This window comes from Kingella oralis, from assembly GCF_014054985.1.
GTDB lineage: Bacteria > Pseudomonadota > Gammaproteobacteria > Burkholderiales > Neisseriaceae > Kingella_B > Kingella_B oralis.
In genome coordinates, this window is record NZ_CP059569.1 from 761,401 (window position 1) to 786,187 (window position 24,787).

26 protein-coding genes and 1 tRNA gene are annotated in these 24,787 nt (G+C 53.7%); 13 read left to right on the forward strand and 14 right to left on the reverse strand.

From position 1 onward, the window contains the following. Window positions 1-52 precede the first annotated feature (52 nt). Together H3L93_RS04065 and H3L93_RS04070 are read right to left on the reverse strand one after the other, a co-directional pair. A complete protein-coding gene (locus H3L93_RS04065) occupies window positions 53-3,244 on the reverse strand; it encodes an efflux RND transporter permease subunit (protein ID WP_003796588.1) in 3,192 nt (1,063 codons plus the stop codon). Window positions 3,245-3,254: 10 nt separating this feature from the next. Beyond that, complete coding sequence (locus tag H3L93_RS04070) at window positions 3,255-4,541, reverse strand: efflux RND transporter periplasmic adaptor subunit (RefSeq protein WP_040558677.1); 1,287 nt, start codon at window positions 4,539-4,541, stop codon at window positions 3,255-3,257. Between the two features lie 164 nt (window positions 4,542-4,705). Here H3L93_RS04070 and mtrR point away from each other — a divergent pair, with 164 nt between their 5' ends. From mtrR to H3L93_RS04090, 4 genes are all read left to right on the forward strand, one after another. Further along, window positions 4,706-5,326 carry a multidrug efflux system transcriptional repressor MtrR gene (gene mtrR, locus H3L93_RS04075; protein ID WP_003796583.1) on the forward strand — a complete coding sequence of 207 codons (621 nt, stop codon included), beginning with the start codon at window positions 4,706-4,708 and terminating at the stop codon, window positions 5,324-5,326. A gap of 249 nt (window positions 5,327-5,575) precedes the next feature. Then, a complete protein-coding gene (locus tag H3L93_RS04080) occupies window positions 5,576-6,958 on the forward strand; it encodes an amino acid permease (protein ID WP_003796579.1) in 1,383 nt (460 codons plus the stop codon). A 153-nt stretch (window positions 6,959-7,111) separates the two neighbouring features. Beyond that, a complete protein-coding gene (locus H3L93_RS04085) occupies window positions 7,112-8,347 on the forward strand; it encodes a multifunctional CCA addition/repair protein (RefSeq protein ID WP_003796577.1) in 1,236 nt (411 codons plus the stop codon). 167 nt (window positions 8,348-8,514) lie between these two features. Next, window positions 8,515-9,000: a copper chaperone PCu(A)C gene (locus H3L93_RS04090; protein ID WP_003796576.1), complete on the forward strand. Its 486-nt coding sequence runs from the start codon at window positions 8,515-8,517 to the stop codon at window positions 8,998-9,000. 108 nt (window positions 9,001-9,108) lie between these two features. Here H3L93_RS04090 and fdx read toward each other — a convergent pair whose 3' ends face one another. Next, window positions 9,109-9,450, reverse strand: coding sequence for an ISC system 2Fe-2S type ferredoxin (gene fdx, locus H3L93_RS04095; RefSeq protein ID WP_003796574.1), 342 nt, complete (start codon window positions 9,448-9,450; stop codon window positions 9,109-9,111). 274 nt (window positions 9,451-9,724) lie between these two features. Next, a complete protein-coding gene (locus H3L93_RS04100; RefSeq protein WP_003796569.1) occupies window positions 9,725-10,288 on the reverse strand; it encodes a c-type cytochrome in 564 nt (187 codons plus the stop codon). A gap of 163 nt (window positions 10,289-10,451) precedes the next feature. Here H3L93_RS04100 and H3L93_RS04105 point away from each other — a divergent pair. Then, window positions 10,452-10,524 (forward strand) — tRNA-Arg (locus tag H3L93_RS04105). Between the two features lie 183 nt (window positions 10,525-10,707). On the opposite strand, the gene H3L93_RS04110 is transcribed toward H3L93_RS04105, so the two are convergent. From H3L93_RS04110 to H3L93_RS04135, 6 genes are all read right to left on the reverse strand, one after another. Then, window positions 10,708-11,085: a SirB2 family protein gene (locus H3L93_RS04110; RefSeq protein ID WP_003796565.1), complete on the reverse strand. Its 378-nt coding sequence runs from the start codon at window positions 11,083-11,085 to the stop codon at window positions 10,708-10,710. Between the two features lie 56 nt (window positions 11,086-11,141). Beyond that, window positions 11,142-11,792, reverse strand: coding sequence for a DUF3108 domain-containing protein (locus tag H3L93_RS04115; protein WP_003796563.1), 651 nt, complete (start codon window positions 11,790-11,792; stop codon window positions 11,142-11,144). Between the two features lie 9 nt (window positions 11,793-11,801). Next, a complete protein-coding gene (gene purN, locus H3L93_RS04120; protein WP_003796561.1) occupies window positions 11,802-12,431 on the reverse strand; it encodes a phosphoribosylglycinamide formyltransferase in 630 nt (209 codons plus the stop codon). A 266-nt stretch (window positions 12,432-12,697) separates the two neighbouring features. Further along, a complete protein-coding gene (gene argS, locus H3L93_RS04125; RefSeq protein ID WP_003796559.1) occupies window positions 12,698-14,410 on the reverse strand; it encodes an arginine--tRNA ligase in 1,713 nt (570 codons plus the stop codon). An 11-nt stretch (window positions 14,411-14,421) separates the two neighbouring features. Next, window positions 14,422-14,976, reverse strand: a complete 555-nt coding sequence (locus H3L93_RS04130; RefSeq protein ID WP_003796557.1) for a pseudouridine synthase — start codon at window positions 14,974-14,976, stop codon at window positions 14,422-14,424. A gap of 85 nt (window positions 14,977-15,061) precedes the next feature. Next, entirely contained in the window at window positions 15,062-15,541 is a 480-nt protein-coding gene (locus H3L93_RS04135; protein WP_003796556.1) for an Lrp/AsnC family transcriptional regulator, read from the reverse strand. A gap of 414 nt (window positions 15,542-15,955) precedes the next feature. Here H3L93_RS04135 and H3L93_RS04140 point away from each other — a divergent pair, with 414 nt between their 5' ends. The 4 genes from H3L93_RS04140 (at window position 15,956) to H3L93_RS04155 (ending at window position 20,392) form a co-directional block, all read left to right on the forward strand. Then, window positions 15,956-17,146: a PilT/PilU family type 4a pilus ATPase gene (locus H3L93_RS04140; RefSeq protein ID WP_003796552.1), complete on the forward strand. Its 1,191-nt coding sequence runs from the start codon at window positions 15,956-15,958 to the stop codon at window positions 17,144-17,146. Between the two features lie 335 nt (window positions 17,147-17,481). Next, window positions 17,482-19,293 carry a translational GTPase TypA gene (typA, locus tag H3L93_RS04145; protein WP_003796547.1) on the forward strand — a complete coding sequence of 604 codons (1,812 nt, stop codon included), beginning with the start codon at window positions 17,482-17,484 and terminating at the stop codon, window positions 19,291-19,293. 55 nt (window positions 19,294-19,348) lie between these two features. Next, window positions 19,349-19,633 carry a hypothetical protein gene (locus tag H3L93_RS04150; protein WP_155803145.1) on the forward strand — a complete coding sequence of 95 codons (285 nt, stop codon included), beginning with the start codon at window positions 19,349-19,351 and terminating at the stop codon, window positions 19,631-19,633. A gap of 123 nt (window positions 19,634-19,756) precedes the next feature. Beyond that, window positions 19,757-20,392, forward strand: a complete 636-nt coding sequence (locus H3L93_RS04155) for a hypothetical protein (protein WP_003796543.1) — start codon at window positions 19,757-19,759, stop codon at window positions 20,390-20,392. Window positions 20,393-20,593: 201 nt separating this feature from the next. Here H3L93_RS04155 and H3L93_RS04160 read toward each other — a convergent pair whose 3' ends face one another. Beyond that, the gene (locus H3L93_RS04160; protein ID WP_003796540.1) at window positions 20,594-21,313 is read right to left on the reverse strand and encodes a 16S rRNA (uracil(1498)-N(3))-methyltransferase; all 720 of its coding nucleotides are present in this window, start codon (window positions 21,311-21,313) and stop codon (window positions 20,594-20,596) included. A gap of 51 nt (window positions 21,314-21,364) precedes the next feature. Between H3L93_RS04160 and H3L93_RS04165 the strand changes: the two genes are divergently transcribed. Then, window positions 21,365-22,162, forward strand: coding sequence for an inositol monophosphatase family protein (locus H3L93_RS04165; RefSeq protein ID WP_003796538.1), 798 nt, complete (start codon window positions 21,365-21,367; stop codon window positions 22,160-22,162). Here the strand turns inward: H3L93_RS04165 and H3L93_RS04170 are convergent. Continuing rightward, window positions 22,156-22,293 carry a hypothetical protein gene (locus tag H3L93_RS04170; protein WP_155803144.1) on the reverse strand — a complete coding sequence of 46 codons (138 nt, stop codon included), beginning with the start codon at window positions 22,291-22,293 and terminating at the stop codon, window positions 22,156-22,158. The two genes, H3L93_RS04165 and H3L93_RS04170, sit on opposite strands and share 7 nt — an antisense overlap. 1 nt (window position 22,294) lies before the next feature. On the opposite strand from H3L93_RS04170, the gene H3L93_RS04175 reads away from it, so the two are divergent. From H3L93_RS04175 to H3L93_RS04185, 3 genes are all read left to right on the forward strand, one after another. Further along, complete coding sequence (locus H3L93_RS04175; protein ID WP_003796535.1) at window positions 22,295-22,600, forward strand: hypothetical protein; 306 nt, start codon at window positions 22,295-22,297, stop codon at window positions 22,598-22,600. A gap of 178 nt (window positions 22,601-22,778) precedes the next feature. Then, on the forward strand, window positions 22,779-23,864 hold the full coding sequence (gene tsaD, locus H3L93_RS04180) for a tRNA (adenosine(37)-N6)-threonylcarbamoyltransferase complex transferase subunit TsaD (protein ID WP_003796533.1): 1,086 nt from the start codon (window positions 22,779-22,781) through the stop codon (window positions 23,862-23,864). Between the two features lie 59 nt (window positions 23,865-23,923). Then, window positions 23,924-24,085, forward strand: coding sequence for a hypothetical protein (locus H3L93_RS04185; RefSeq protein ID WP_003796532.1), 162 nt, complete (start codon window positions 23,924-23,926; stop codon window positions 24,083-24,085). Here the strand turns inward: H3L93_RS04185 and H3L93_RS04190 are convergent. Further along, on the reverse strand, window positions 24,061-24,618 hold the full coding sequence (locus H3L93_RS04190) for a hypothetical protein (RefSeq protein ID WP_040558867.1): 558 nt from the start codon (window positions 24,616-24,618) through the stop codon (window positions 24,061-24,063). The two genes, H3L93_RS04185 and H3L93_RS04190, sit on opposite strands and share 25 nt — an antisense overlap. Window positions 24,619-24,635: 17 nt before the next feature. Continuing rightward, window positions 24,636-24,779, reverse strand: coding sequence for a hypothetical protein (locus H3L93_RS04195; protein WP_155803143.1), 144 nt, complete (start codon window positions 24,777-24,779; stop codon window positions 24,636-24,638). Window positions 24,780-24,787: the final 8 nt, after the last annotated feature.

Consider the following 24,787-nt stretch of genomic DNA (forward strand, 5'->3'; position numbering starts at 1 on the left):
GATGATTTTCAGGCTGCCTATGGTATTGCATTTTGAGGCAGCCTGAAAACCGTTAATGCTTGCCAAACGCTTGGGCATCCATGTCTTCTTCGTCGTCAAACAAATCCAGCTCGCCTTGAACGGGGGGCTGTTTGCCGCCTGTGAAGAAACGCACCACAAGGTTCACGATGATGTAGAACATCGGCACAAGGAACACCGATAGGAACGTGCCCACCAGCATACCCCAGAACACCGCCGTGCCAATTGCGCGTTGGCTGGCAGACGATGCGCCCGTGGCGATATACATCGGCACCACGCCCAAGATAAACGCAAACGAAGTCATCAAAATGGGGCGGAAACGCAGCTTGGCGGCGCGCAATGCCGATTCGGCGACGGATTTGCCCGATTCGTGCAAATCTTTGGCAAATTCGATAATCAGAATGGCGTTTTTCGCGCTCAAACCCATTACCGTAATCATGCCCACGGTGAAATACACGTCATTGCTGTAATTGCGGATTTTTGCGCCCAAAGCCACGCCCAAAATCCCCAGTGGCACAACCAACAGCACCGAAAACGGAATAGACCAGCTTTCATACAACGCCGCCAATGCCAAGAACACGGCAACCGCTGCCAGCGCGTAAATCATGTTTTGTTGCGATGTGCCTTTGGCTTCTTCGCGGGATTGACCTGCCCATTCCAAGCTGTAATTGCCCTGCAAGTCGTTCACCATTTTTTGCACTTCTGCCATCGCTTCGCCTGTGGATTTGCCCGCAGCAGGTGCGCCTGTAATCTGCATGGCAGGATAGCCGTTGAAGCGTTCGCTTTGCTCAACGCCTTTTTCCCATTTGGCGGTGGCAAAAGACGACAGCGGAATCAGCGTGCCATTGCCTGCAGGCACGGTTAACGCCAAGATGTCTTCAGGCTGCATCCGCGATTTGGCTGATGCTTGCACAATCACGCGCTGCAAACGCCCATCGTTGGGGAAGTCGTTGACATAAGTGGACGATAAGGCGGTGCCCAATACGCTGCGAATGCTGGCAAAGCTCACGCCATTAGAAGCCGCTTTCATGCGGTCAATCTCAATTTTTAATTGCGGCGCATCTTCCAAGCCGCTGGCACGCACGTTTGATGGGTCAAACATGGCAGGGTTTTGGCGCATTTTTTGGATTAACTCATCGCGGCGGGCAACCAATTCTTCGTGGTTGTATGTGCCACGCGCTTGCAAATAGAAGCTGAAACCCGAGTCGTTACCCAATTCCATAATTGGCGGCGGGTTCAACGCCAGCGCGAAACCGTCTTGGATGGCACCGCTCATCATCGCGCCGGTGATTTTGCCTGCCACAGAAGTGGCATCGCTGCCCGCTTGGGTGCGCTCGCTCCAGTCTTTGAGCATGATAAAGCCCATACCCATGTTTTGACCGCTGCCTGTAAAGCTAAATCCAGACACGGTAATCACATCTTGGACTTCGGGCATAGAATGCGCCACTTGGTTCAGCGTTGACAAAGTTTTTTCCGTGCGCTCGGCGGTTGCGCCGGAAGGCAGCTGCACGGTGGTCATGATGAAGCCTTGGTCTTCGCTGGGGATGAACGAGCTGGGCAAACGGCTAATCAACACGAATGCGCCCGCGCCCAACGCCAAGTAAATCACAAACATCACACCAGCTTTGCGCAAGGTTTTGCCAATCCAGCCCGAATAAGTGCGCGTGCCTGCGTTAAACACGCGGTTAAACCAGCCGAAGAAGCCTTTTTTGGTGTGGTTATGCCCTTTGGGAATGGGTTTGAGCATGGTGGCGCACAAGGCGGGCGTGAGCGTTAACGCCAAGAATGCCGAGAATCCAATCGCAAACACCATGGTGAGCGAGAATTGGCGGTAAATGTTGCCCGCCGCGCCGCTCAACAGCGACAGCGGCACGAATACCGAAACCAACACGGCGGTAATGCCGACCACCGCGCCCGAGATTTGTCCCATCGCTTTTTTGGTGGCTTGTTTCGGGCTTAACCCTTCTTCCGCCATAATCCGTTCCACGTTTTCCACCACCACAATCGCATCGTCCACCACAATGCCGATTACCAGCACCATGGCAAACATGGTCATCACGTTGATTGACATGCCCAGATACGAAATCGCGGCAAACGCGCCCAGCAGGGAAATCGGCACAACAATGGTGGGAATCAGCGTGTATCGGAAGTTTTGCAGGAAGATAAACATCACGATAAACACCAGCACAATCGCTTCTGCCAGCGTGTGAATCACTTTTTCAATAGACAAAGATACGAAAGTGGAGGTGTCGTAAGGGGCTGACCATGTTACGCCTTGTGGGAAGAAGTTTTGCAGCTCGTTCATTTTGGCTTTAATTGCCGTTGCGGCTGCCAAGGCGTTACCTGTGTTAGACAGCGAAACCGCCATACCTGCGGCTTTTTTGCCGTTCAAGAAAGAAGATGCGTTGTAAGATTGGCTGCCTAAACCGATTTCCGCCACGTCTTTCAAATAAACGTTTGCGCCGTTGATGTCGCTGCGCAGCAAAATGTTGCCGAATTCTTCGGCGGTTTTCATTTGCCCTTCCGCGCTGATGGTGGCGGTGATTTGCTGCCCTTGGCTGCTGGGCAAATCGCCCAATGCGCCCACCGATAACTGCGCGTTTTGCGCGGAAATGGCGGCGGTTACGTCGGCAAAGGAAATGTTGTAATTTTTCAATTTGGCAGGGTCTACCCACACGCGCATGGCGCGCTGCGCGCCAAACAAGCGCACGTTGCCCACGCCGTCAATGCGTTGCAGCTCGGGCACAACGTTGCGTTGCGCGTAGTCCGCCATTTCTTCTGATGATTTGGTATCAGAGTTCAAAAATACCACCATCAGGAAGTTGGAGCGTGCTTTGGATACGGTAATCCCGTTTTGTTGCACGGTGGAAGGCAGCAAGGCGGTTACTTCCGAGAGCTTGTTTTGCACGTTCATCTGCGCCAAGTCTTCGTTGGTTTCGGGCGTGAACGTGAGCGTTACGCTGCCCCTGCCGCTGGAATCGGCGGAAGTGGTCATGTAATCCAAGCCTTCCACGCCGTACATATTGCGCTCAATCACCGCCAATACGCTGTCTTCCATCACTTTTGCCGATGCGCCGGGGTAGGTGGCGGTGAGCGTGATATTGGGTGCGGCAACGGACGGATATTGCGAAATGGGCAGATTTTGGATGCCGATGACACCCGCAATCATGATGAAAATCGCAATAACCCACGCGAAAATCGGTCTATCAATAAAAAACTTAGCCATGTTTTATTCCTTATTTGGCGGCAGAGGCTGCCTGAATTTCGGATGCGGCGGCTTTTTCTGCCGATGCGGCGGCAGGCGTTGGGGCGGCGGAATTTGCGCCCGATGCGGCTGCTTGCGGCGCAGATGCGTTTTCAGGCTGCCATTCTTTGGTTTGCACCTTGTTTGCACCGGTTCGCGCAATCATTTGCCCTGCAATCATGGTGCCGTCCACAATCACTTTGTCGCCTGCTTTCAAGCCTTCGCTAATCACCCAGTTGCTGCCCTTTTGCCCAGTTACTTTCACCACGCGCGGCTCCATGCCGCCTTGCGCGTTCACCACCATCACGGTATCGGTTTGACCGCGCGTAACGGCTTGTTGCGGCACAACAAAGGCATTGGTTACGCCCGCCAGCGGCAATTTCACGCGAACGTATAAGCCGTTCATCAAAATGTGTTCGGGGTTGGGCACGATGGCGCGGATGGTGAATTGCCCTGTGCTTTCGTCTACCGTTGAATCGGCAAACAGCAAACGCGCTTTGTGTGGATATTCTGTGCCGTCTTCCAGCATCACGCTCGCTTCCACGCTTTCGTTTGCCACGCGGTCGCCCGAGGCAAGCTGTTTGCGCAGTTTCAGCATATCGCTGGCGGATTGTTTGATGTTCACATACAAATAGTCGTTTTCGGTAATCAACGCCATTTGTGTGCTGTTGGCGTTTACCAACGCGCCCTCGGTTACCAGCGATTGCCCGATTACGCCTGAAATTGGTGCGGTGATGTGTGCATGGTTCACGTTCACTTGCGCGGCTTTAATCGCAGCATTGGCGGATTTCACTTGCGCTTGGGCAGAGCGTTGCGCGGCAAGGGCGGCATCCCATTCTTGTTTGCTGATGGCATCGGCGGCTACCAAAGGCTGATAGCGCGACACATCGGCGTTGGCTTTGGCTAACGCGGCTTGTGCGCTGGCAAGGCTGGCGCGCGCGCTTTCTAGGTTGGCAACGTAGCTGGCATCATCCAGTTGATACAAAGGCTGACCCGCGCGAACGGTGTCGCCCTCTTGGAACAAGCGGCGTTTCACAATGCCAGACACTTGCGGAATAATCGGCGCAGAACGCACGGCTTCCAAGCGGCCGGGCAAATCCGTTTCCAGCAATACGTTTTCGGGATGAACCGTCAGCACGCTCACGGTGGGGGCGGGCATTTGCTGTTTTGCGCCTGCGCCTTGCTGCTGTGCGCTTGCGCCGTCTTTGCCGCCGCATGCTGCAAGGGCCAACGATGTAGCCGCTGCTAACACGGCGATACGCCAAGGTTGTATGGTCATAACTTTGTTTTCCTGTTTAACTGATGATTGAAACATTTTCAGGCAGCCTGAAAAAACGCAATGGTTTTCAGGCTGTCTTTTAAGGATGGATAAAACGCGGTATTATACATACATTGATGAATGTTGATTAAAATTTTTAAAAACAAGCCATAGGGAGCAACCGAATGCGAAAAACCAAAACCGAAGCGCAAAAAACACGCCAGCATTTGCTGGATGCGGCATTAGAAGTTTTTTGGCGCGACGGCGTAACCCGCGCTTCGTTGCAGGCGATTGCCCAAGAGGCGGGCGTTACGCGCGGCGCGTTGTATTGGCATTTCAAAAACAAGGAAGATTTGTTTGAAACGCTGTTTGAACAGCAATATGCGGATTTTTTTGCCGCGTTTAACGACCAAACCCTGCGCGACAACCAAGACGTATGGACGCATCTGCAACACAATCTAACCGCCATGTTTGAAACCTTGGCAACCAGAGAATCCAAACACAAATTTTGCAATGTGATGTTTTCAAAATGCGAGCAAACTGCCGGCAATGAAACGATTACCGAACTGGCGTGCCGCTATCACCGCCTGTTCCAAAAGCAGATTGCTTACGCGCTGCAATTGAGCCGCGAGCAGGGCAGGCTGCCTGAAAACACGGATATCGAACTGGCGGCGATTTATTTGGAAAGCAGCTTGGTGGGCCTGATTAAAATTTGGATTGACGAGCCTGAGCGGTTTGATTTGATTGCGAAATCCAAGCGCGTAATTGCGGCGAACATGCGCGTGTTGCAGCAAGGGTTGGCGTAGCGGCGCGCTGTCGGCATGGGCAGCCTGAAACGGCTTATCCGTTTTCAGGCTGCCTTTTGTTAATCTATGTTAATTTTTTTATGCCAAACGCTTGCTTACTTGCTTTGGCATCGGTTATATTGCGGTTAATTATATCGTTTATGGCACGGCGTAACGGCTGTGTTTTTTGTTTCAACCCGTTGTAAGCAAAGTTCGGCAGTCTGAAAAGGCCGGAACGGTTTGCAACACACACTAAAAAGAGCAACCATCATGCAAACGCAACACCACAACAAACAAAACGATGGCTTACAACGCAATCTGCAAAACCGCCATTTGCAGCTGATTGCCATTGGCGGCGCCATTGGCACGGGCTTATTCATGGGCTCGGGCAAAACCATTCACTTGGCAGGACCGTCGGTGCTGCTGACTTATATCCTGATTGGCTTTTTCATGTTTTTCATCATGCGCGCGATGGGCGAATTGCTGTTGTCTAACTTGGAATACAAGTCGTTCACCGATTTCACCCACGATATTTTGGGTTCCGGCGCAGGTTTTTTCGTGGGCTGGACGTATTGGTTTTGCTGGGTGGTAATCGGCATTGCCGATATTGTCGGCATCACGGGTTATATGCAGTTTTGGTGGCCCGACATCCCGCTTTGGCTGCCGGGGCTGTTTTGCGTCATCGTGATGGCGAGCATGAACATGCTGACCGTGAAACTGTTTGGCGAAATGGAGTTTTGGTTTGCCTTAACCAAAATCATCGCCATCATCGGTTTGGTTTTAACCGGCGCGTATTTGATTTTAATCGGCTTTGTTGATCCCGTTTCGGGTGAAAAGGCTTCGTTGAGCCATTTGTGGGCGCGCCCCGGCGGGTTTTTCCCCAACGGCATCAGCGGCTTTTTCTCGGCGTTTCAAATTGCGTTTTTCGCGTTTTTGGGGATTGAACTGGTGGGCACGGCGGCGGCAGAAACCAAAGACCCTTACACCAATTTGCCTGCGGCGATTAACCGCATTCCCATCCGCGTGATTGTATTTTATGTGCTGGCTTTGGCGGTGATTATGACGGTTACGCCGTGGGATGTGGTTAACCCCAAAGTAAGCCCGTTTGTGAACATGTTTACCATGATTGGTATCCCGATTGCCGCCAGCCTGATTAACTTGGTGGTGCTGGCTTCTGCGTTGTCCTCTGCCAACGGCGGGATGTTCTCCACAGGGCGGATGCTGTTTGGCTTGTCCAGAAACAACGTTGCGCCGCGCATTTTCGGCAAATTGAACATCAACGGCGTGCCTGCGCCTGCGTTGCTGTTCTCCTGCGCGTTTTTGTGTTTGGGCCCGATTTTGCTGTACCAAGAGGGCAGCATCATGGAAATTTTCACGGTGGTTACCACCATTTCCAGCATCGGCTTTATTTTTGTGTGGATTATGATTCTGCTCTCTTACATCAAATACCGCAAAATGCGCCCCGAGCTGCACCAGGCTTCTATTTACAAAATGCCGGGCGGCGTGGTGATGGCGTGGGTGTGCTTGGCGTTTTTGGTGTTTGCGCTGTATTTGTTTTCGCGCGATGACGATACGCTGCAAGGCCTGCTGTATATGCCCGTGTGGTTCGGGATTTTGACGGTGGCTTATCTGACCAAGTATCGTAAGCCGTAGCATCCGTTTTCAGGCTGCCTTTGCCATACACAAAAGGCAGCCTGAAAAGCCAACAGGCAAAGACGCCATAGCGTAAGCGTTGGCTGATGCCGGTTTCTTATGTTTTCAGGCTGCCATCACAAGCAGCCTGAATCGTTTTTTGGAGCAACCTCAATGCAAATTTACCTAGTTGGCGGCGCGGTGCGCGATCAACTGCTCGGCTTGCCCGTGAAAGACCGCGATTGGGTGGTGGTGGGCGCGGATGCCGATGAATTGCTGCGGCAAGGCTATCAGCCCGTGGGCAAGGATTTCCCCGTGTTTTTGCACCCCGAAACCCGCGAAGAATACGCCCTTGCCCGCACCGAGCGCAAAACCGCCAAGGGCTACGCAGGCTTCGCCTTTTATGCCGACAAAAGCATCACGCTGGAACAAGACCTGCTGCGCCGCGATTTAACCATCAACGCGATGGCGCAAGACGTTTCAGGCTGCCTCATTGACCCGTTTGGCGGGCAGAGCGATTTGCAACACAAAATCCTGCGCCACGTTTCGCCCGCCTTTGCCGAAGACCCCGTGCGCATCTTGCGCACCGCCCGTTTTGCCGCGCGATACGGTTTTGCCGTTGCGCCCGAAACCATGCAGCTGATGCGCGACATGGTGGCGGCGGGCGAAGCAGACGCGCTGGTTGCCGAGCGTGTGTGGCAAGAATTAGCCAAAGGCTTAATGGAAGCCAACCCGCGCCGCATGATTGAAATCCTGCGCGACTGCGGCGCACTCGCCATCTTGTTGCCCGAAGTGAACGCCTTGTTTGGCGTGCCACAACGCGTCGATTACCACCCCGAAATTGACACAGGCGAACACACGCTGCTGGTGTTGCAACGCGCCGCCGCGCTCGGCTTAACCCTGCCCGAACGCTACGCCGCGCTGCTGCACGATGTCGGCAAAGCCCTCACCCCCGCCGACATCCTGCCCAAACACATCGGACACGATACGCGCGGCATCGCCCCCATCCGCCAAATCAACCAACGCTGGCGCGTGCCTAAGCAATGCGCCGAACTCGCCGAGCTGGTGTGCGCATACCATATCCAAATCCACAACATCGGCAGCATCAAAAGCGCGGGCAAAATCATCAATCTGCTGAAAAAAACGGATGCCTTCCGCCGCAGCGAGCGTTTTCAGGCTGCCTTAAACGTGTGCCAATGCGACCGGCAAGGCAGGCTGGGTAAAGCCGAAGCCGATTACCCGCAGCGCGCCCATTGCCTTGCCCTGCTTGCTGCCGCGCAAAGCGTGGACACCGGCGCAATCGCCCGACAATACGCCCACCAGCCCCAGCAAATCCCCATCAAAATTGACGAAGCCCGCGCCGATGCCGTGCGCCCCGTGCAACGCGCGTATCAGCACGAAGCGGAATAGGGCAGCCTGAAAACCTGTAACCCCAAGTAAGCAACTGAATTTAGGAATTTAAATTGCCGTTATAGTGTAATCAGACTATAATCGCTCCCGCTTTGGCCAATTCGCCAAACGCCTGCCCTTGTCTCATAATCGGCAGCCTGAAAACCGTTTTCAAAGGATTCAAAACCATGAAAAAAACCGTATTAACTCTTGCCACAGCATTATTGTGTTCAACCGCATTCGCCCACGGCATTGAAGCAGGCGAAGCTTACGCATACCCCACCGTTCAAGGCATGACCCAAGGTGGCGCGTTCGTAAGCCTTACCAACACCGAGAAAAAAGACGACAAACTTATCGGTGCAACTGCCAGCAAACAATTTGCCGACAAAATCGAACTGCACACCCATGTGAACGACAACGGCGTGATGCGTATGCGCGAAGTAAAAGGCGGCATCCCCTTGCCCGCAGGCCAAACCCAAGAACTCAAACGCGGCAGCTACCACATCATGTTCTTCGGCTTGAAAAAACCTTTGCAAGAAGGCGATAAATTTGACCTAAATCTCAAATTCAAAAACGCCAAACCGCAAAAAATCACCGTAACCGTGAAACCCATGCAAGCAGGCGCAATGCCCGCGCATGACCACGGCGCAGGCGAAGCCAAACACGCGCACTAATTGGTAAACCGCGATACACAGCTTTTCAGGCTGCCTAAGATGCTCATTGGAACATTTTAGGCAGCCTGAAAACATTAAAGCAGCCCATTTCAGGCTGCCTTTTTGTAGTCAATGCTCCTCACGCGCATGGTTAATCGTGTATTTGGGAATTTCCACCACCAAATCTTCATCGCACACCTTCGCTTGGCAACTCAACCGCGATTCCGCCTCCAAGCCCCATGCTTGGTCAAGCAAGTCTTCCTCAATCTCGCTCGGCTCGGGCAGGCTGTCAAACCCCTGCCGCACAATCACATGGCAAGTGGTGCAGGCGCAAGATTTTTCGCAAGCATGGTCAATCTCAATGCCGTTATCCAACAGCACATCGCAAATGGTCTCGCCTTCGGGCGCGGTTTCAATGATTTTTCCCTCCGGGCAAAGCTCGGCATGGGGCAAAACGGTTATTTTGGGCATGGTGTTTCCTTGTTGTGTGTGTAGGCAAAGCGCGGATTATAGCGGAATTAGAACCCATGTTCATAAGCAGCATAGCCAGTTTTATTCATTTTGGTGCGGATGCAAGACGAGGTTCAAGCCAATGGCGAGACTATTGGCGCAGAAGCTCAACGCCGTAGTCGTGCCAAAAGGGATAAAAAATGGCGATGATGCTTGTGAATATGGGTTCTTAGGCAGCCTGAAAACGAAAAACCGCATGAAACGTATGCCCATGCGGTTATGGTTGCGCGTGCGGTCAGCCGCCCGATTGTTTCACCATGTAATGCACCGTCGCTTTGATGTCGTCATCGCTCAATGCGGTGTTGCCCCCTTTGGGCGGCATGGCGTTAAAGCCATTGATGGCGTGTTGCACCAAAGTCTCTTCGCCTTGTTTGATGCGCGGTGCCCAGTCTTCGTTTTTGGTTACTTTGGGCGCGCCGGGGATAGGCGAAGTTGCGCCGTGGCAGGCTTTGCAGGTTTGATTAAAAATTTCCGCGCCGCGAGCCGCTTGGGCATCACCCGCGCCGCCCGATGCCGCAGGCGCAGAGGCACCGGCTGCATCGGAAGTAGGCGCAGAGGCATCACCGCTTGCCGCAGGAGTGGCAGCAGGCGCAGGGGCAATGTCTTTGGGCGCACCCACCGCCACTTGACCGGTAGGCATAATGCGCGTTTCTGTTGCCTCTTTGGTGGTGGCATCCACATCGGCGTAAGAGCCGCTGCTTGCCAATTTGATTAACAATACAACAACAGCAACCACAATTACGATGCCGCTAACCAGTGTGAACAAGGCGGAGCCTTGGGTTTTGTTTTTTGAATTCATGGGATATTTCTCGCCATTAGGGGTTTGTGTTCAAAGTGGGTGTTAATTTAACTTAACATGATTTTGCGTGATTATACTGAATTTGCGGCTGGGTTTCCAAGTCAAAATAGCAGAGATTTTTTTGCGCAAAGGCGGATTTTCGGGTATCCTTGCGCACTTTCTTGTACCCGTAGCTCAGTTGGAAGAGTGTCGGTTTCCGAAGCCGAAGGTCGCTGGTTCGATCCCAGTCGGGTGCGCTTACAAAAAACCGCTGGTTCGCCAGCGGTTTTTTTGCGTTTGTGGCATGGCATCTAGATGTTAGAAATCACCGCGTTGTGCAAACGATACGGTGATTTTTTACCGATAGCTTTGCAGAAGTTTTTAGCCTCTATTTTGTCCTATGCCGTTTCCATTTTCAGGCTGCCGCCGTTGCAACCGTTTCACAACGGCTTCCAGTGCGCCAAATAAATAATCGTCAGCACAATCAACATCCCCGCGCCATAGAGCCCGAACCATTTGCCGCTGCGGGGCGTGGCGCGCAGGCAAAACGCGCCCACAAAAATATAGGTGAGCACCAGCAGCAGTTTCACGCCCAGCCATTTGCTTGCGCCAAACGGCTGCCACGGCACAATCTGCATCATCAGCATGCCGGTAAACAACAGCATGGAGTCGTTGATGTGCGGCAGCACGCGCAGGATAACGGGCAGCGGTTTTTCAGGCTGCATGGTGCGCAGCCAAAAGCGCAGGTTAAACAGGATGATGGTTATCGCCACGAAAAACATGTGGGTGTGTTTGATGGGGAGGTATAGGCTTTGCATGGTGTTCCTTGGGGTGGTTTAAATGGTTTGTTGAATGGGGGGCGGTTTCAGGCTGCCTATGGCACGTTTTGCGGGTTTATTTCCACCGCTTTGAGCGTTAGGCTGTATTTTTTGCCGCCCACATTGTAGCGAATCAGCGCGGGCATGTTGTTCAAATCGCGGGCGAGGGCGAGCAAGATGGTGTCGTTGCCGTGGCGCAGGGTGTAGGTTTGGGTGCGCGTTTTCAGGCTGCCGATGGTCATTTCTTTTCCGCCGGCGGGTGTTAGGCGGCTGATGGGGTAGAGTTTTTTGCCGTTGGTAATCACCAGCGGCATGGGCAGTTTGCCGTTGCCGAACGCCAGCTGCCAAGTGAGCGAAAACAAATCCATCACCGTGCCGTGGGCGGTTTCGGTGTGTTTGCCATCGGGCTTGCCCAGCCACACGCGGCTGCCTGAAAATTGCGCGGAGGCGTATTCTTTACCGTTGCGGATGTCGCGGTAGTAGCTCGGTTTGAGCTGCCCGCCGTCAATCGTGCCGCCGCTTTCAAAGCGCATTTTATACAACGGCACGTTGATTTTGGCGACGATGCGATAGCCCTCGCCCTCGCGTTCAAACGACAGCGTGGCGGGGATGCCGAGGCTGGCTTTGTATTGGGCGTGGGCGGATTGTGGGATTTCGGCGTGCAATACGGGGGCGGCGAGTAGGGCGAGTAGGGCGAGGCGGTTCATGCTTGCTCCTTATGCCAACAGTTGCGCGGCGGCATTGGCGCGGGGCGTGCGGCGTTCCACCCGCTTGCCCACGATTTTCAGGCTGCCTGAAACAAAATCCGCCACCGCTTGCGGCAAGAGTTGATGCTCCACTTGCAACACCCGCGCGGCGATGCGCTCTGCCGTGTCGCCATCCAAAATCGGCACAACGCCTTGCGCGATAATCGCGCCGTTGTCCAACACTGCGGTTACAAAATGGATGGTGCAGCCTGAAACGCGGCAGCCTTCGTCTAAGGCGCGCTGGTGCGTGTGCAGCCCTGTGAACGCGGGCAGCAGCGAGGGGTGGATGTTGATGCAGCGGTTGGCGTAATGGGCGCAAAATTCGGCGGTTAAAATCCGCATAAAGCCCGCCAGCACAACCAAATCGGGGGAATATCGGTCGATGAGCTGCATCATGGCGCGGTCAAAATCGGTGCGGCTGGCGAAATCTTTATGGTTCAGCGCGGCGGTGGCGATGCCGCGTTCCGCCGCCCATGCCAAGCCTGCGGCTTCGGGGTTGTTGGATAACACGGCGGCGATGCGGGCTTTGGCGATGTTCGCGTTCACAATCGCCTGCATATTGCTGCCGCGCCCGGAAATCAGGATAACGATGTTTTTCATGGTGTGGTTTCCAAAAGGGGTTAGGGTGGGAATGTGCTGAAACGCGCTGTATGCGTTTTGATTTTGTTGATTTGATTTTCAGGCTGCTGCTGGGGTTTTGCAAAGGTTTCAGGCTGCCTAATGCCTTGCTGTTCAGATGATGGGATAAACGCAGAGTAGGCTTTAACCCACGCATCATCAACGCGCAGGTTAAAGCCTATTTTACACAGCCGCCTTATTAGGCAGCCTGAAAACCAAAAGTTTCAGCCAAGCTAAAACCATGCTGCTTACATCACATCCAACACTTCAATGCCCAGCAGCCCCAGCCCTGTTTTCAGCGTTTCGCCTGTTAATTTTGCCAACTGCAAGCGGGTGTCGCGGGTTGCGCCTTCGGCTTTCAAAATCGGGCAGGCTTCGTAGAAGCGGCTAAACAGCGCGGCAAGCTGATACAAATAATTCGCCAAATAATGCGGGAACGAAGTCTCCGCCACGCTGTTGAGCACGTCTTCAAATTTCAGCAATTCAACGGCAAGCTGTTGTTCCAGCGGCTCTTTGATTTGCAAGGGGGCGGTTTCGTTCCAAGCCCCCGCGCGGCGCAGCACGCTTTGCACGCGCGTGTAGGCGTATTGCAGATAAGGCGCGGTGTTGCCTTCAAACGAAAGCATGTTTTCCCAATCGAAGATGTAATCGCTGTTGCGGTTTTTGCTCAAATCGGCGTATTTCACCGCGCCGATGCCCACGGCGCGACCGATTTGCGCGGCGGTGTCGGCAGGCAGTTCGGGGTTTTTCTCTTTCACCAAAGCGGTGGCGCGTTCGGTGGCTTCGTCCAGCAATTCCACCAGTTTCACGGTGTCGCCCGAGCGGGTTTTGAACGGTTTGCCGTCTTTGCCCATCATCGTGCCAAAGCCGATAAATTCGGCTTCCACGTTTTCAGGCAGCCAGCCTGCTTTGCGCGTGGCGGCAAAAAGCTGTTGGAAATGCAGCGATTGGCGCGTGTCCACCACATAAAGAATGCGGTCGGCGTGCAAATTGCGCACACGGTGGCGCACGCAGGCCAAATCGGTGGTGGCGTATAGGAAGCCGCCGTCTTGTTTTTGAATGATAAAGGGCTGCGGGTCGCCGTCTTGGTTTTTCAATTCGTCCAAGAACATCACTTTGGTGCCGTTGTCGTCCACCGCCAAGCCGTGTTGCAGCAGCTCGTCCACCACGTTTTGCAAATCGTCGTTGTAAGACGATTCGCCCGCCACATCGCCGCGCTCCAACAGCAAGCCCAGTTTTTCGTACACGGTTTCGGCGTGTTGCAGCGAAATGTCCACGAATTTGCGCCACCAAGACAACACAGTTTCATCGCCGCCTTGCAGTTTCACCACATATTCGCGCGCGGTGTTGGCGAAATTTTCGTCTTCGTCAAAACGCACTTTGGCGTTGCGGTAAAACTGTTCCAAATCCGCCAAACGGAAGTTGGCATCGTCTTGCTGCTGCTCCGCCAAATAGGCAACCAGCATGCCAAATTGCGTACCCCAGTCGCCCACATGGTTTTGGCGGATGACTTTGTGTCCCAAAAAGCCCAGCACGCGCGCCAAGCTGTCGCCAATGATGCTGGAACGCAAATGCCCCACGTGCATTTCTTTGGCAAGATTGGGTGATGAGTAGTCAATCACCACGGTTTTGCTTTTTGCCACGGTGGCAACGCCCAGGCGGCTGTCGGCGGCGCTCAGTTGCGCGGCGATAAATTCGGGGTTCAGGCGCAGGTTGATAAAGCCCGGGCCGGCGACTTCGGCGGCGGTAAACAAAGGATTGGCGGCGAGCAAACCGGCAATTTTTTGCGCCAGTTCGCGCGGATTTTGTTTCAGCGATTTGGCTGCGCCCATTACGCCGTTGATTTGGAAATCGCCAAATTTGGCATCTTTGGCGGGTTGCAGGGCGATGGGGCAGCCTGAAAGTTGGGCTGCGTCAAAGGCTTTTTGTACTTCTGCGGCTACGGTTTGGTGTAGTTTCATGATGGTTTCCGTTAGGGTAGAGTGGTTAAGGGTTGCCACTGTCCGAGTGGCAAGTCTAAATCAAATAAATTGATGCGCCCGATGCCTGTTCGCACCAGCCGCAAGCAGGGATAGTGTGCTTTGGCGGCCATCCGCCTGACTTGCCTGTTTTTGCCTTCGGCAATTTGAATTTCCAGCCAGAAATCGGGCACGGTTTTGCGATAGCGCACGGGCGGATTGCGCGGCCAGATGCGGGCGGTTTCGGCGGGGGTAAGCAAGCGAGTTTTTGCAGGGCGGGCAATGAAGTCGCCCAAATCCATGGGCTGTTCCAATTGCGCGATTTGTTCGGGATTGGGCGTGCCTTCCAGCTGCGCCCAGTAGGTTTTGATAAGTTTGAATTTTGGGCTGGCAATCCGCGCTTGTTGTTGACCGTTGTCGGTGAGCAGCAGCAAGCCCTCGCTGTCGGTATCCAGCCGCCCGGCGGGGTAAACACGGGGCACGTTTACCAATTCTTTCAAATTGGGGTGTTTTTCGTGTGGCGAAAATTGGCAGATATAGCCATAGGGTTTGTTGAGCGCGATTAACATGATTTCAGGCTGTCAAACAATGCAATGGCGCAATTATACACAGTTTGCCCGCCTTTAAGGCAGCCTGAAAACGCCCGTGCCGCCATTATGCCAAATGCCCCAGCGGCAGCGCGGTGGTGCTTTTAATCTCTTTTAAAACAAAGCTTGATTTGGCATCCAACACGCAATTGTGCGAAAGCAACACATCCAGCACAAAATGCGAAAATGCATCCATGTTGGTGAAAAAGGCGTGCAGCAGATAATCCGATTCGCCCGTGAGCGCAAAGCAGCTTAACACTTCCGTCCACGTCCGCACCGCGCCCTCAAATTCACCGCGCGCCTGCGCCGATTTGTCGGTGGTTACGCGAATCATCACTTGCAAGCCCAAACCCAGCGACATGGGCGACAAAAGCGCGGCATAGCGGCGGATGATGCCGTTGTCTTCAAGCTGTTTCAAACGGCGCAAACAAGGCGATGGCGACAGCGCAACCCGCTCTGACAATTCCACATTGCTCAACCGCCCGTTTTCTTGTAGCACTTGCAGGATTTTTAAATCGATTTTGTCTAACACAACCGCTTGTTGCATAGCATGGTTTCCTTACTCAAATAAAGCCAAAAAACTTGTGAAGCTGTATTTCGCTTTATTTTTATTATTCAACCATTATCTTAAATCAACGAAACTTAACACACAATAGTTTGAAAAAAGTTATTTTATTAGAATTTTAAAGCGCGAAACTTTGTTACAAACACAAATAAAAGCGTGGTACTTTGGCACGACAAATGCTACTAAGAACCTTGTATTCACTCTTTTCATAGGCATCTTTCATGCCCTAAAAACGCGGCTACTGCGTTAAAAATGCTCGCAAGGTGTTCAACCTTGCTGCGCTTTTTGCCTTGTATCCGCGCTTTTATGTCATCAAATCTACCGATGAAAATAGTGAACACAGGTTCTAAAATCGCTAAAATTCACATTTTTTAACCCGACATAACGCGAGAAACCATGACAACCACCATCGCCCCCGTAAACGAAGAAATGAAGAAATTTATCCATAACCTGTTGACCCACATGGTGAAAAACAAAGGTTCGGATTTATTCATCACCGCAGGCTATCCGCCCGCCATGAAGCTGGACGGAAAAGTAACCAAATTAAGCGACAAACCGCTATCCGCCGAGCACACCGCGCAAATCGCCCGCTCCATTATGGACGAAAAACAAGCCATCGAATTTGCCGAAACCAACGAATGCAACTTCGCCATCAGCTTGGCGGGCGTGTCGCGCTTTCGGATTAACGCCATGATTCAACGCGGCGCGGCAACGTTGGTTTGCCGTGTGATTACCAGCGATATTCCCAAATTTGACGATTTGAAACTGCCGCCCGTGTTAAAAGACGTGGTGATGGAAAAACGCGGCTTGGTGATTTTTGTGGGCGGCACAGGCTCGGGCAAATCCACCTCGCTCGCGGCGATGATTGACTACCGCAACGAAAACAGCAACGGACACATCATCACCATTGAAGACCCGATTGAATATGTGCACCCGCACAAAAACTGCATTATTTCGCAGCGCGAAGTGGGCGTGGACACGCAAAACTGGTTTGCCGCGCTGAAAAACACCTTGCGCCAAGCCCCCGATGTGATTTTGATTGGTGAAATCCGCGACCGCGAAACGATGGACTACGCGCTGGCGTTTGCCGAAACGGGGCATTTGTGCATGGCAACGCTGCACGCCAATAATTCCAACCAAGCGCTTGACCGCATCATCAACTTCTTCCCCGAAGAGCGCCGCACCCAGCTTTTGACCGATTTGTCGCTCAACTTGAAAGGCTTTATTTCGCAACGCCTGATTCCGCGCAAAACGGGCAAAGGGCGCAGCGCGGCGGTGGAAATTTTGCTCAATTCGCCCTTGATTTCGGAGCTGATTTTGCACGGCGAGGTGCACGGCATCAAAGACATCATGGCAAAATCGCGCGACATCGGCATGCAAACCTTTGACCAAGCCCTGTTTGACCTATACGAAGCCGACATGATTTCCTACGAAGACGCGCTGCGCAACGCCGATTCGGAAAACGACTTGCGCTTGCAAATCAAGCTGAACAGCAAGAAAAACGGCACGGCGGGCGAAGACGGCTCGCTGGACGGTTTGTCGCTGATGGATTATGAAAAGCCCGAAGAGGCGGAAGAAGGCAAATAATAAAAGGCAGCCTGAAAGCGGAGGAACGCATTTTCAGGCTGCCTTACCGTTCGCGCCATGTATTTAGGTTTGTCATGCGTTTATGTTTATAGTGAAGGCAGCCTGAAAACGCATGGCGGCGAGCCGTTCCATATTTCGGCAGCCTGAAACCCCGCTTCCCTTTTTTCAGGCTGCCTTAGCCATCCGAGCGCACGCAAAGGCAGCCTGAAAACCACAATCGTGCTACAATGCGCGGTTTTCTTATTTCAACCCTCTCGTTTACGCAAACACCGCCCCCAAGCGGCTTTTGTTTTGGTAAACCAGTACAAACCAATCAAAAAGGCAAAACAATCGCCATGAAAAACATCCGCAACATCGCCATCATCGCCCACGTGGACCACGGCAAAACCACCCTTGTTGACCAACTTTTGCGTCAATCAGGCACATTCCGCGCCAATCAGCAAGTAGAAGAGCGCGTGATGGACAGCAACGACCTAGAAAAAGAGCGCGGTATCACCATTCTCGCCAAAAACACCGCCATCGAATACAACGGCTACCACATCAACATCGTCGATACCCCGGGTCACGCCGATTTTGGCGGCGAAGTGGAGCGCGTACTCGGCATGGTGGACTGCGTGGTGCTGCTGGTGGACGCGCAAGAAGGCCCGATGCCGCAAACCCGCTTCGTTACCAAAAAAGCCCTTGCGCTGGGTTTGCGCCCGATTGTGGTCATCAACAAAATTGACAAACCTTCCGCCCGCGCCAGCTGGGTGATTGACCAAACCTTTGAATTGTTTGACAGCTTGGGCGCAAGCGATGAGCAACTGGATTTCCCGATTGTGTACGCATCGGGTTTGAGTGGCTTTGCCCGTTTGGAAGAAGACGGCAGCGAAACCGATATGCGCGTGCTGTTTGAAACCATTTTGAAACATACGCCCGAGCCAAGCGGCGATGCCAACGCCCCCCTGCAACTGCAAATTTCGCAGCTGGATTACGACAACTACACCGGTCGCCTTGGCATCGGTCGCATTTTGAACGGCAAAATCCGCCCAGGGATGCAAGTTGCCGTGATGAACCACGAAACCCAAATCGCCACAGGGCGCATCAATCAACTGCTTGGCTTCAAAGGCTTGGAGCGCGTGCCGCAAGAGGAAGCCGAAGCGGGCGACATCGTGATTATTTCGGGCATTGACGAAATCGGCATCGGCGTCACCATTTGCGACAAAGAAAACCCCGTGGGCGTGCCGATGTTGAGCGTGGACGAGCCGACTTTGACCATGGACTTTATGGTGAACACGTCGCCATTGGCGGGCACGGAAGGCAAATTTGTTACCAGCCGCCAAATCCGCGATCGTTTAACGCGCGAATTGCTCACCAACGTTGCCCTGCGCGTGGAAGACACGGCGGATGCCGACGTGTTCCGCGTGTCGGGGCGCGGCGAGTTGCATTTAACCATTTTGCTGGAAAATATGCGCCGCGAGGGCTTTGAATTGGCAGTGGGCAAGCCGCGCGTGGTGTTCCGTGAGATTGACGGGCAAAAATGCGAGCCATATGAAAATTTAACCGTGGATGTGCCCGATGAAAACCAAGGCGCGGTGATGGAGGAATTGGGTCGCCGCCGTGGCGAATTGACCAATATGGAAAGCGATGGCAACGGGCGCACCCGCTTGGAATACCATATCCCCGCGCGCGGTTTGATTGGCTTCCAAGGCGAATTTATGACGCTGACGCGCGGCACAGGCCTGATGAGCCATGTGTTTGACGATTACGCGCCCGTTAAACCCGATATGCCCGGCCGCCACAATGGCGTGCTGGTGTCGCAGGAGCAGGGCGAAGCGGTGGCTTATGCGCTGTGGAATCTGGAAGACCGCGGGCGGATGTTTGTGTCGCCCAACGATAAGATTTACGAGGGCATGATTATCGGCATCCACAGCCGCGACAACGATTTGGTGGTGAACCCGCTCAAAGGCAAAAAACTCACCAACGTGCGCGCCAGCGGCACGGATGAAGCGGTGCGCTTAACGCCGCCGATTAAATTGACGCTGGAAGGCGCGGTGGAGTTTATTGACGATGATGAGCTGGTGGAGATTACGCCGCAATCCATCCGCTTGCGTAAGCGTTATTTGAGCGAGCTGGAACGCCGTCGCCACTTTAAGAAATTGGATTGATTGAAGTCGCTTAAAGGCAGCCTGAAAATGGGTAGAACTGTTTTCAGGCTGCTTTTTGTTTTTTAGACTGAAATCTTGGCAAAACCGACAACCGATGGCGCGTCGGCGGCTCGCCGACATTTGTACCAAATACAAGCACACAGATTATTCAATGCACGATTTTGGCGACGAGCCGTCGCCGTTCCATTTTAGATTTCAGGCTGCCGATGATTTAAGCCAGCGCACGGCTTGCCAGCAAGCCGTAGGGGGCGCGGATGATGGTTTCAGGCTGCCCAATATTTGCGCCCGCGTGCCAGCATTCCAAAGGCAGCCTGAAATAAAGTTGGGCGCAGATAAATGATGCTAACCGAAGTAAGTAGGTTGGGCATTGATGCCCGAAAAATATTGAGCAATTTAAAAACGTTGGGCAAAATGCTACCTACTTACTTGTTTACAAAACTATTCAATCCAATAGGAGAAAATCATGCTAGGTTTTGCCATTTTGTTCTGTTTGGCTTTGTGGTTCATCATTGTTTGCCTTGCTACATTTTTGCCGTTAATTCGTATCAAAGATAAAGGAGCCGCACGCATTACTGCCTTTATCGGCTTTATGCTGACATTTGGTATCTGGTGGTTATATATGGTTATTGACGGTTATAAAGTTTATTTAGCAGGCAAAGAAGCCTGCAAGCAAGCCAAAGTAACCGTTTATGTGCCGTATGAAAAATGGGTTGAAATGATAGGTGGGCGCGATGCTTTGGCAGAACTTGCCAAATATGGAACTAAATCTGTTTTGTATGACATATCTAAGGAAGAACGACAAAAATATCCCGATTATCTAATTTTTGGAGGGGTTAGATATAATTTACATGATGTAACCTATAAGCGAGTTTTAATTTATTATTCATATAATAACTTTAATAGTTACACAAAGTTAAATAGCATTCTTTACTATGATTGGGAAGCCAAAACTGCACTATATAAATATACTTGGATGCCTTCAAATGAGGCTTCTTGGATAAGTCCGTCTAGATTGCTTGGTATTCGCAGCGGGCATGATGGATGTTTTCCCCAGAACGAACCGCATTATAAATTTAGAAACCCTTACGCTCCCGATTAAACTGGGAGAGATGATTAGGTCGGGCATTCATGCCCAGCCTACTATTCGTTTATTTTCTTTCAGGCTGCCCATTGTTTGCACAACAAGGCAGCCTGAAACACGTTCGGCGCGATGGATGAACATAAACATTGCCCGCCGATTAAGCAGCCTGAAAACGAGCGAAGCGAGTTTCAGCGAAGCTAAAATCCAATCTCACCCGTTTCAAAAATCCCCCCACAACACTTGCATCGCCGCCATCGCCGCCATCGCCGCCGTTTCGGTGCGCAATACGCGTTTGCCCAGCGTGATGGTTTGCACGCCTGCATCCAGCGCGGCTTGTTCTTCGGCAGGTGTCCAGCCGCCTTCGGGACCTATCATCAGGCGCAGCGATTGCGACACGGGGGCGATGTCGCGCAGGGCTTGGGCGCGGCGCAGGCTCATCATCAGGTGCAATTCTGGTGGCATTTGGCGCAGATAGTCGCTAAACGACACAATCGGCAACACAGTCGGCACGATGCTGCGCCCGCTTTGTTCGCAGGCGGCGATGACGATGTCTTGCCAGCGTTGCACGCGCTTGTCGGCTCGATCGCCGCTAAGCCGCACCACGCAGCGTTCGCTAATCATGGGCTGGATGGCGCGCACGCCCAGTTCCACGCTTTTTTGCAGGGTGAAATCCATGCGCTCGCCGCTGGAAACGGCTTGCACCAGCGTGATGTTTAGGGCGCTTTCGTTTTCAGGCTGCCTTTGGGCGGTGATGTGGCACTCGGCGTGGCGTTTGCCGATTTCTTGCAAGGTGGCGTCAAAATCGCTGCCCGTGCCGTTGAATAGGGTGATGTTGTCGCCTGCGTTAAGCCGCAAAACGTGGATGTGGCGCACGATGTTATCGGGCAGGCTAAACGTGGTGTGCGGAGCTAGGGGGGCGGGGAGATAGAAGCGTGGCATAACGTAAGGATATGTTAAAATTGCGTTCCCTGCATTTTACCAAAAGCCGCTATGAAACCGATGAACTTGTTGCACGACTTAATCCGCGAGGTGGCGGCAAACGAAATCATGCCGTATTTTTTGCGTGTGCAAAGTGCGCGAAAGGAAGACGGCAGCGTGTTGTCGCAGGCGGATTTGGCGGCGCAGGCGAAATTGGTTTTCAGGCTGCCACAAATCATTGCTGCGCCGGTGTTGGGCGAGGAAATGGCCGCCGCCGAGCAGCAGGCTTTGTGGGCGCAGCACGCGCATTCGGGCTTGTGGGTGATTGACCCGATTGATGGCACAAACAATTTTGTGAACGGGCTGCCGCATTTTGCCGTGTCGGTGGCTTATGTGGCGCAGGGGCGGGCGCAGCTGGGCGCGATTTTCAATCCGGTTAGCGGCGAGCTGTTTTCGGCAGAACGCGGCGGCGGGGCGTTTTTAAACGATACGCGCTTGCCGCTGCGCTGTGCGCCAAAAAAACTGCACGAAGCCTTGGCGGGCGTGGATGTGAAACGCTTGCGCTCGGCAAGGCTGGCGAACAGCATCAACCATTTTGCGCCGTTTGGCACGCTGCGCTGCTTGGGCAGCAGCACGTTGGATTGGTGCTATTTGGCGGCGGGGCGGCTGGATGTGTATGTGCACGGCGGGCAGAATTTGTGGGACTACGCGGCAGGCGCGTTGATTTTGGAAGAAGCGGGCGGCTTGCTGGCAACGCTGGAAGGCGACGAATTTTGGAGCGGCTTGCACGCGTTTAAACGCTCGGCGGTGGCGGCGGTGCAGCCTGAATTGTTTGAGAAATGGCTGGGGTGGATTCGGAAGAATCAGTAGGGCGGCGTTTCAGGCTGCTTTTGGGCGGGATGATGTTCAGACGGATGCGGCGGATAGGCAGCCTGAAAGGGTAAACATGCTTGCCGCGCCCCATGGGTTTCAGGCTGCCTTTGGCAAACAAGGAGCGACAAAATGGACACGATTATTCTCAGGTTTAATCTTTTCGCGGCTTTTTTTGCTGTTGCCATCTTGATTGATGATTTTAGCTGGTCCCGCCTGTTTGCCTGCTTGGGCTTTGCGGCGGTTTACGGCTTTGTCCTGCTGTGGCTCAACGAACACAATCACAGCGTGCTTTTTTATGCGGTCAGCCTGTTTGGCGCGGCGGTGATGTGGTATCACGTTTTTGCATGGATAAACGAACCCAAGCCGTTTGATTTGCGCCAACACCTTGAACGGCAGCACATGGAAAAACAACGTCATGCATCGCAACCTAAATAATTGCCACGATAACCGCCGCCATCCAAGCCGCCGCGCCCTTCCATTTTCAGGCTGCCCAAACGCCCGCCAACGGCAGCCTGAAATCGTTGCCCCGCCATCAGCCAACCAACCTTGTTTCATTTTCAGGCTGCCGCATCTCCCAAGGCAGCCTGAAACACGCTACACGAAAGACCCCACCATGCTTATCCTCGGAATCGAATCCTCCTGCGACGAAACAGGCATCGCGCTCTATGACACCGAGCGCGGCCTCGTTGCCAACCAACTGCACACGCAAATGGCGATGCACGCCGAATACGGCGGCGTTGTGCCCGAGCTTGCCAGCCGCGACCACATCCGCCGCCTAGTGCCGCTCACCCAAGCCGCGCTAGGCGAAGCCCACGCCGATTACGCCGACATCGATGCCATCGCCTACACGCAAGGGCCGGGCTTGGGCGGCGCGTTGCTGGCGGGCGCGGCGTATGCCAACGGCTTGGCACTCGCGCTGGGCAAGCCCGTGCTGCCCGTGCATCATTTGGAAGGGCATCTGCTCTCGCCGCTGCTGGCGGAGGATAAGCCCGCGTTTCCGTTTGTAGCGCTCTTGGTGTCGGGCGGGCATACGCAATTTATGGCGGTGCGCGGCTTTGGTGATTACGAACTCTTGGGCGAAACGGTGGACGATGCCGTAGGCGAAGCCTTTGATAAAACAGGAAAACTATTGGGTTTGCGCTATCCCGCAGGCGCAGAATTATCGCAGCTTGCCAAGCTGGGGCAGCCTGAAAAATTCCATTTCCCCCGCCCCATGCTGCATTCCAAAGACCTGCAAATGAGCTTTTCAGGCTTAAAAACCGCCATCTTAACCGCCGTAGAAAAAACCAGCGCCGAACTCGGCTTGCCCGATGATGCACCGCTGCCCGAAGCCACGCGCAACGACATCTGCCGCGCCTTTCAAGATGCGGTGGTGGACGTGCTTGCCGCCAAAGCGCAAACCGCGCTGCTGCAAACAGGCTTTCGCCGTTTGGTGGTGGCAGGCGGCGTGGGCGCAAACTGGAAACTGCGCGAAACCTTAGGCAGCCTGAAAGTCCAATCGCACCCCAAAGCCGCGCCCGAAGCCGTGCGCACCTATTTCCCGCCGCTCGCCTTTTGCACCGACAACGGCGCGATGATTGCCTTTGCCGGCGCGATGCGCTTGCAACACGGCATTCAGGCTGCCCAAGCCGCGGGCGCGTTTGACGTGAAGCCGCGCTGGGCGTTGAGCGAATTGATGCGCGGCGCAAAGGCAGCCTGAAAACGTTGCGGGGCTTCTTGGCGGCTAATGGCGGATAAGGTGTCGGCGGCTTTCCAATCATGCGCTGCGCGATTGGGCAACGCGATGCCACCATGCCATGCCGCCAAAGTCAGATCGGGCGCAACAAAAAAGGCAGCCTGAAAGCGGTTAAACCCGTTTTCAGGCTGCCTTTTGGTGATTGGATGGCGGATACGGCTTACTGCGCGCGTGTTATCTGGTAAACGCCCGACAAATCGTAAATTTTATACCGCGCGGCTTCGTTGCGCCCGCTGCCGGCATAGCTCAACACCAGCGCTTGTTTTTTGGCGTAGTCCGTCCAGCCGATAAACAGACCGCTGTGTTCTATGTTGTGGTAGTCGTAGTTGATGTAATACAGCCAATCGCCTGCGCGGATTTGGTTGGGCGCGGCGTAGGGGCCGGATTTTTTGCTTTGGTAGGCGGTTTGACGCAGGATGCGCGGCACGCCCGCTTTGGTGAAGATGTGGTCAAGGTAGTCCCAGCAGCTGCCGCGCACAACGGTGCCGTGGTCTAAGGTGGCGCGGCGGGCTTCGTATAACACGCTGCGGGTTTTGCCTGATGTGTTTTGTTCGGCTTGCAGCAAGAGCCCGAGCGTGTCCACTTCGCTGATGGCGGGGGTGGCGGGGCGGCTGGTTTTGCTGCTGTTGCGCGGTTTGTGGTGGCTGGTTTTGTGTGGCGTGGGCGCGGCGCAGGCGGCGAGCAGGGCGGCGCAGAGCAATAAGGCGATTTTGTTCATGATGATGTGCGCTTGGGTTAAAAAAACGGCGTATTTTGGCAGTATTTGGCGCGGGCATAAAGGTTGGCGGCGGTAAAAAATGTTAAAATCGCGCCCATCATAACCAACCATTCAGGCTGCCCTAATCCGTAATAAGGCAGCCTGAAATCTGTTTTATTCAATTTGTGCT

Bases quoted from the DNA above. Each gene is read 5' to 3' on its own strand.
- H3L93_RS04065 (WP_003796588.1), bottom strand. From the start codon at position 3,244: ATGGCTAAGTTTTTTATTGATAGACCGATTTTCGCGTGGGTTATTGCG.
- H3L93_RS04070 (WP_040558677.1), bottom strand. From the start codon at position 4,541: ATGACCATACAACCTTGGCGTATCGCCGTGTTAGCAGCGGCTACATCG.
- mtrR (WP_003796583.1), top strand. From the start codon at position 4,706: ATGCGAAAAACCAAAACCGAAGCGCAAAAAACACGCCAGCATTTGCTG.
- H3L93_RS04080 (WP_003796579.1), top strand. From the start codon at position 5,576: ATGCAAACGCAACACCACAACAAACAAAACGATGGCTTACAACGCAAT.
- H3L93_RS04085 (WP_003796577.1), top strand. From the start codon at position 7,112: ATGCAAATTTACCTAGTTGGCGGCGCGGTGCGCGATCAACTGCTCGGC.
- H3L93_RS04090 (WP_003796576.1), top strand. From the start codon at position 8,515: ATGAAAAAAACCGTATTAACTCTTGCCACAGCATTATTGTGTTCAACC.
- fdx (WP_003796574.1), bottom strand. From the start codon at position 9,450: ATGCCCAAAATAACCGTTTTGCCCCATGCCGAGCTTTGCCCGGAGGGA.
- H3L93_RS04100 (WP_003796569.1), bottom strand. From the start codon at position 10,288: ATGAATTCAAAAAACAAAACCCAAGGCTCCGCCTTGTTCACACTGGTT.
- H3L93_RS04110 (WP_003796565.1), bottom strand. From the start codon at position 11,085: ATGCAAAGCCTATACCTCCCCATCAAACACACCCACATGTTTTTCGTG.
- H3L93_RS04115 (WP_003796563.1), bottom strand. From the start codon at position 11,792: ATGAACCGCCTCGCCCTACTCGCCCTACTCGCCGCCCCCGTATTGCAC.
- purN (WP_003796561.1), bottom strand. From the start codon at position 12,431: ATGAAAAACATCGTTATCCTGATTTCCGGGCGCGGCAGCAATATGCAG.
- argS (WP_003796559.1), bottom strand. From the start codon at position 14,410: ATGAAACTACACCAAACCGTAGCCGCAGAAGTACAAAAAGCCTTTGAC.
- H3L93_RS04130 (WP_003796557.1), bottom strand. From the start codon at position 14,976: ATGTTAATCGCGCTCAACAAACCCTATGGCTATATCTGCCAATTTTCG.
- H3L93_RS04135 (WP_003796556.1), bottom strand. From the start codon at position 15,541: ATGCAACAAGCGGTTGTGTTAGACAAAATCGATTTAAAAATCCTGCAA.
- H3L93_RS04140 (WP_003796552.1), top strand. From the start codon at position 15,956: ATGACAACCACCATCGCCCCCGTAAACGAAGAAATGAAGAAATTTATC.
- typA (WP_003796547.1), top strand. From the start codon at position 17,482: ATGAAAAACATCCGCAACATCGCCATCATCGCCCACGTGGACCACGGC.
- H3L93_RS04155 (WP_003796543.1), top strand. From the start codon at position 19,757: ATGCTAGGTTTTGCCATTTTGTTCTGTTTGGCTTTGTGGTTCATCATT.
- H3L93_RS04160 (WP_003796540.1), bottom strand. From the start codon at position 21,313: ATGCCACGCTTCTATCTCCCCGCCCCCCTAGCTCCGCACACCACGTTT.
- H3L93_RS04165 (WP_003796538.1), top strand. From the start codon at position 21,365: ATGAAACCGATGAACTTGTTGCACGACTTAATCCGCGAGGTGGCGGCA.
- H3L93_RS04175 (WP_003796535.1), top strand. From the start codon at position 22,295: ATGGACACGATTATTCTCAGGTTTAATCTTTTCGCGGCTTTTTTTGCT.
- tsaD (WP_003796533.1), top strand. From the start codon at position 22,779: ATGCTTATCCTCGGAATCGAATCCTCCTGCGACGAAACAGGCATCGCG.
- H3L93_RS04185 (WP_003796532.1), top strand. From the start codon at position 23,924: ATGCGCTGCGCGATTGGGCAACGCGATGCCACCATGCCATGCCGCCAA.
- H3L93_RS04190 (WP_040558867.1), bottom strand. From the start codon at position 24,618: ATGAACAAAATCGCCTTATTGCTCTGCGCCGCCCTGCTCGCCGCCTGC.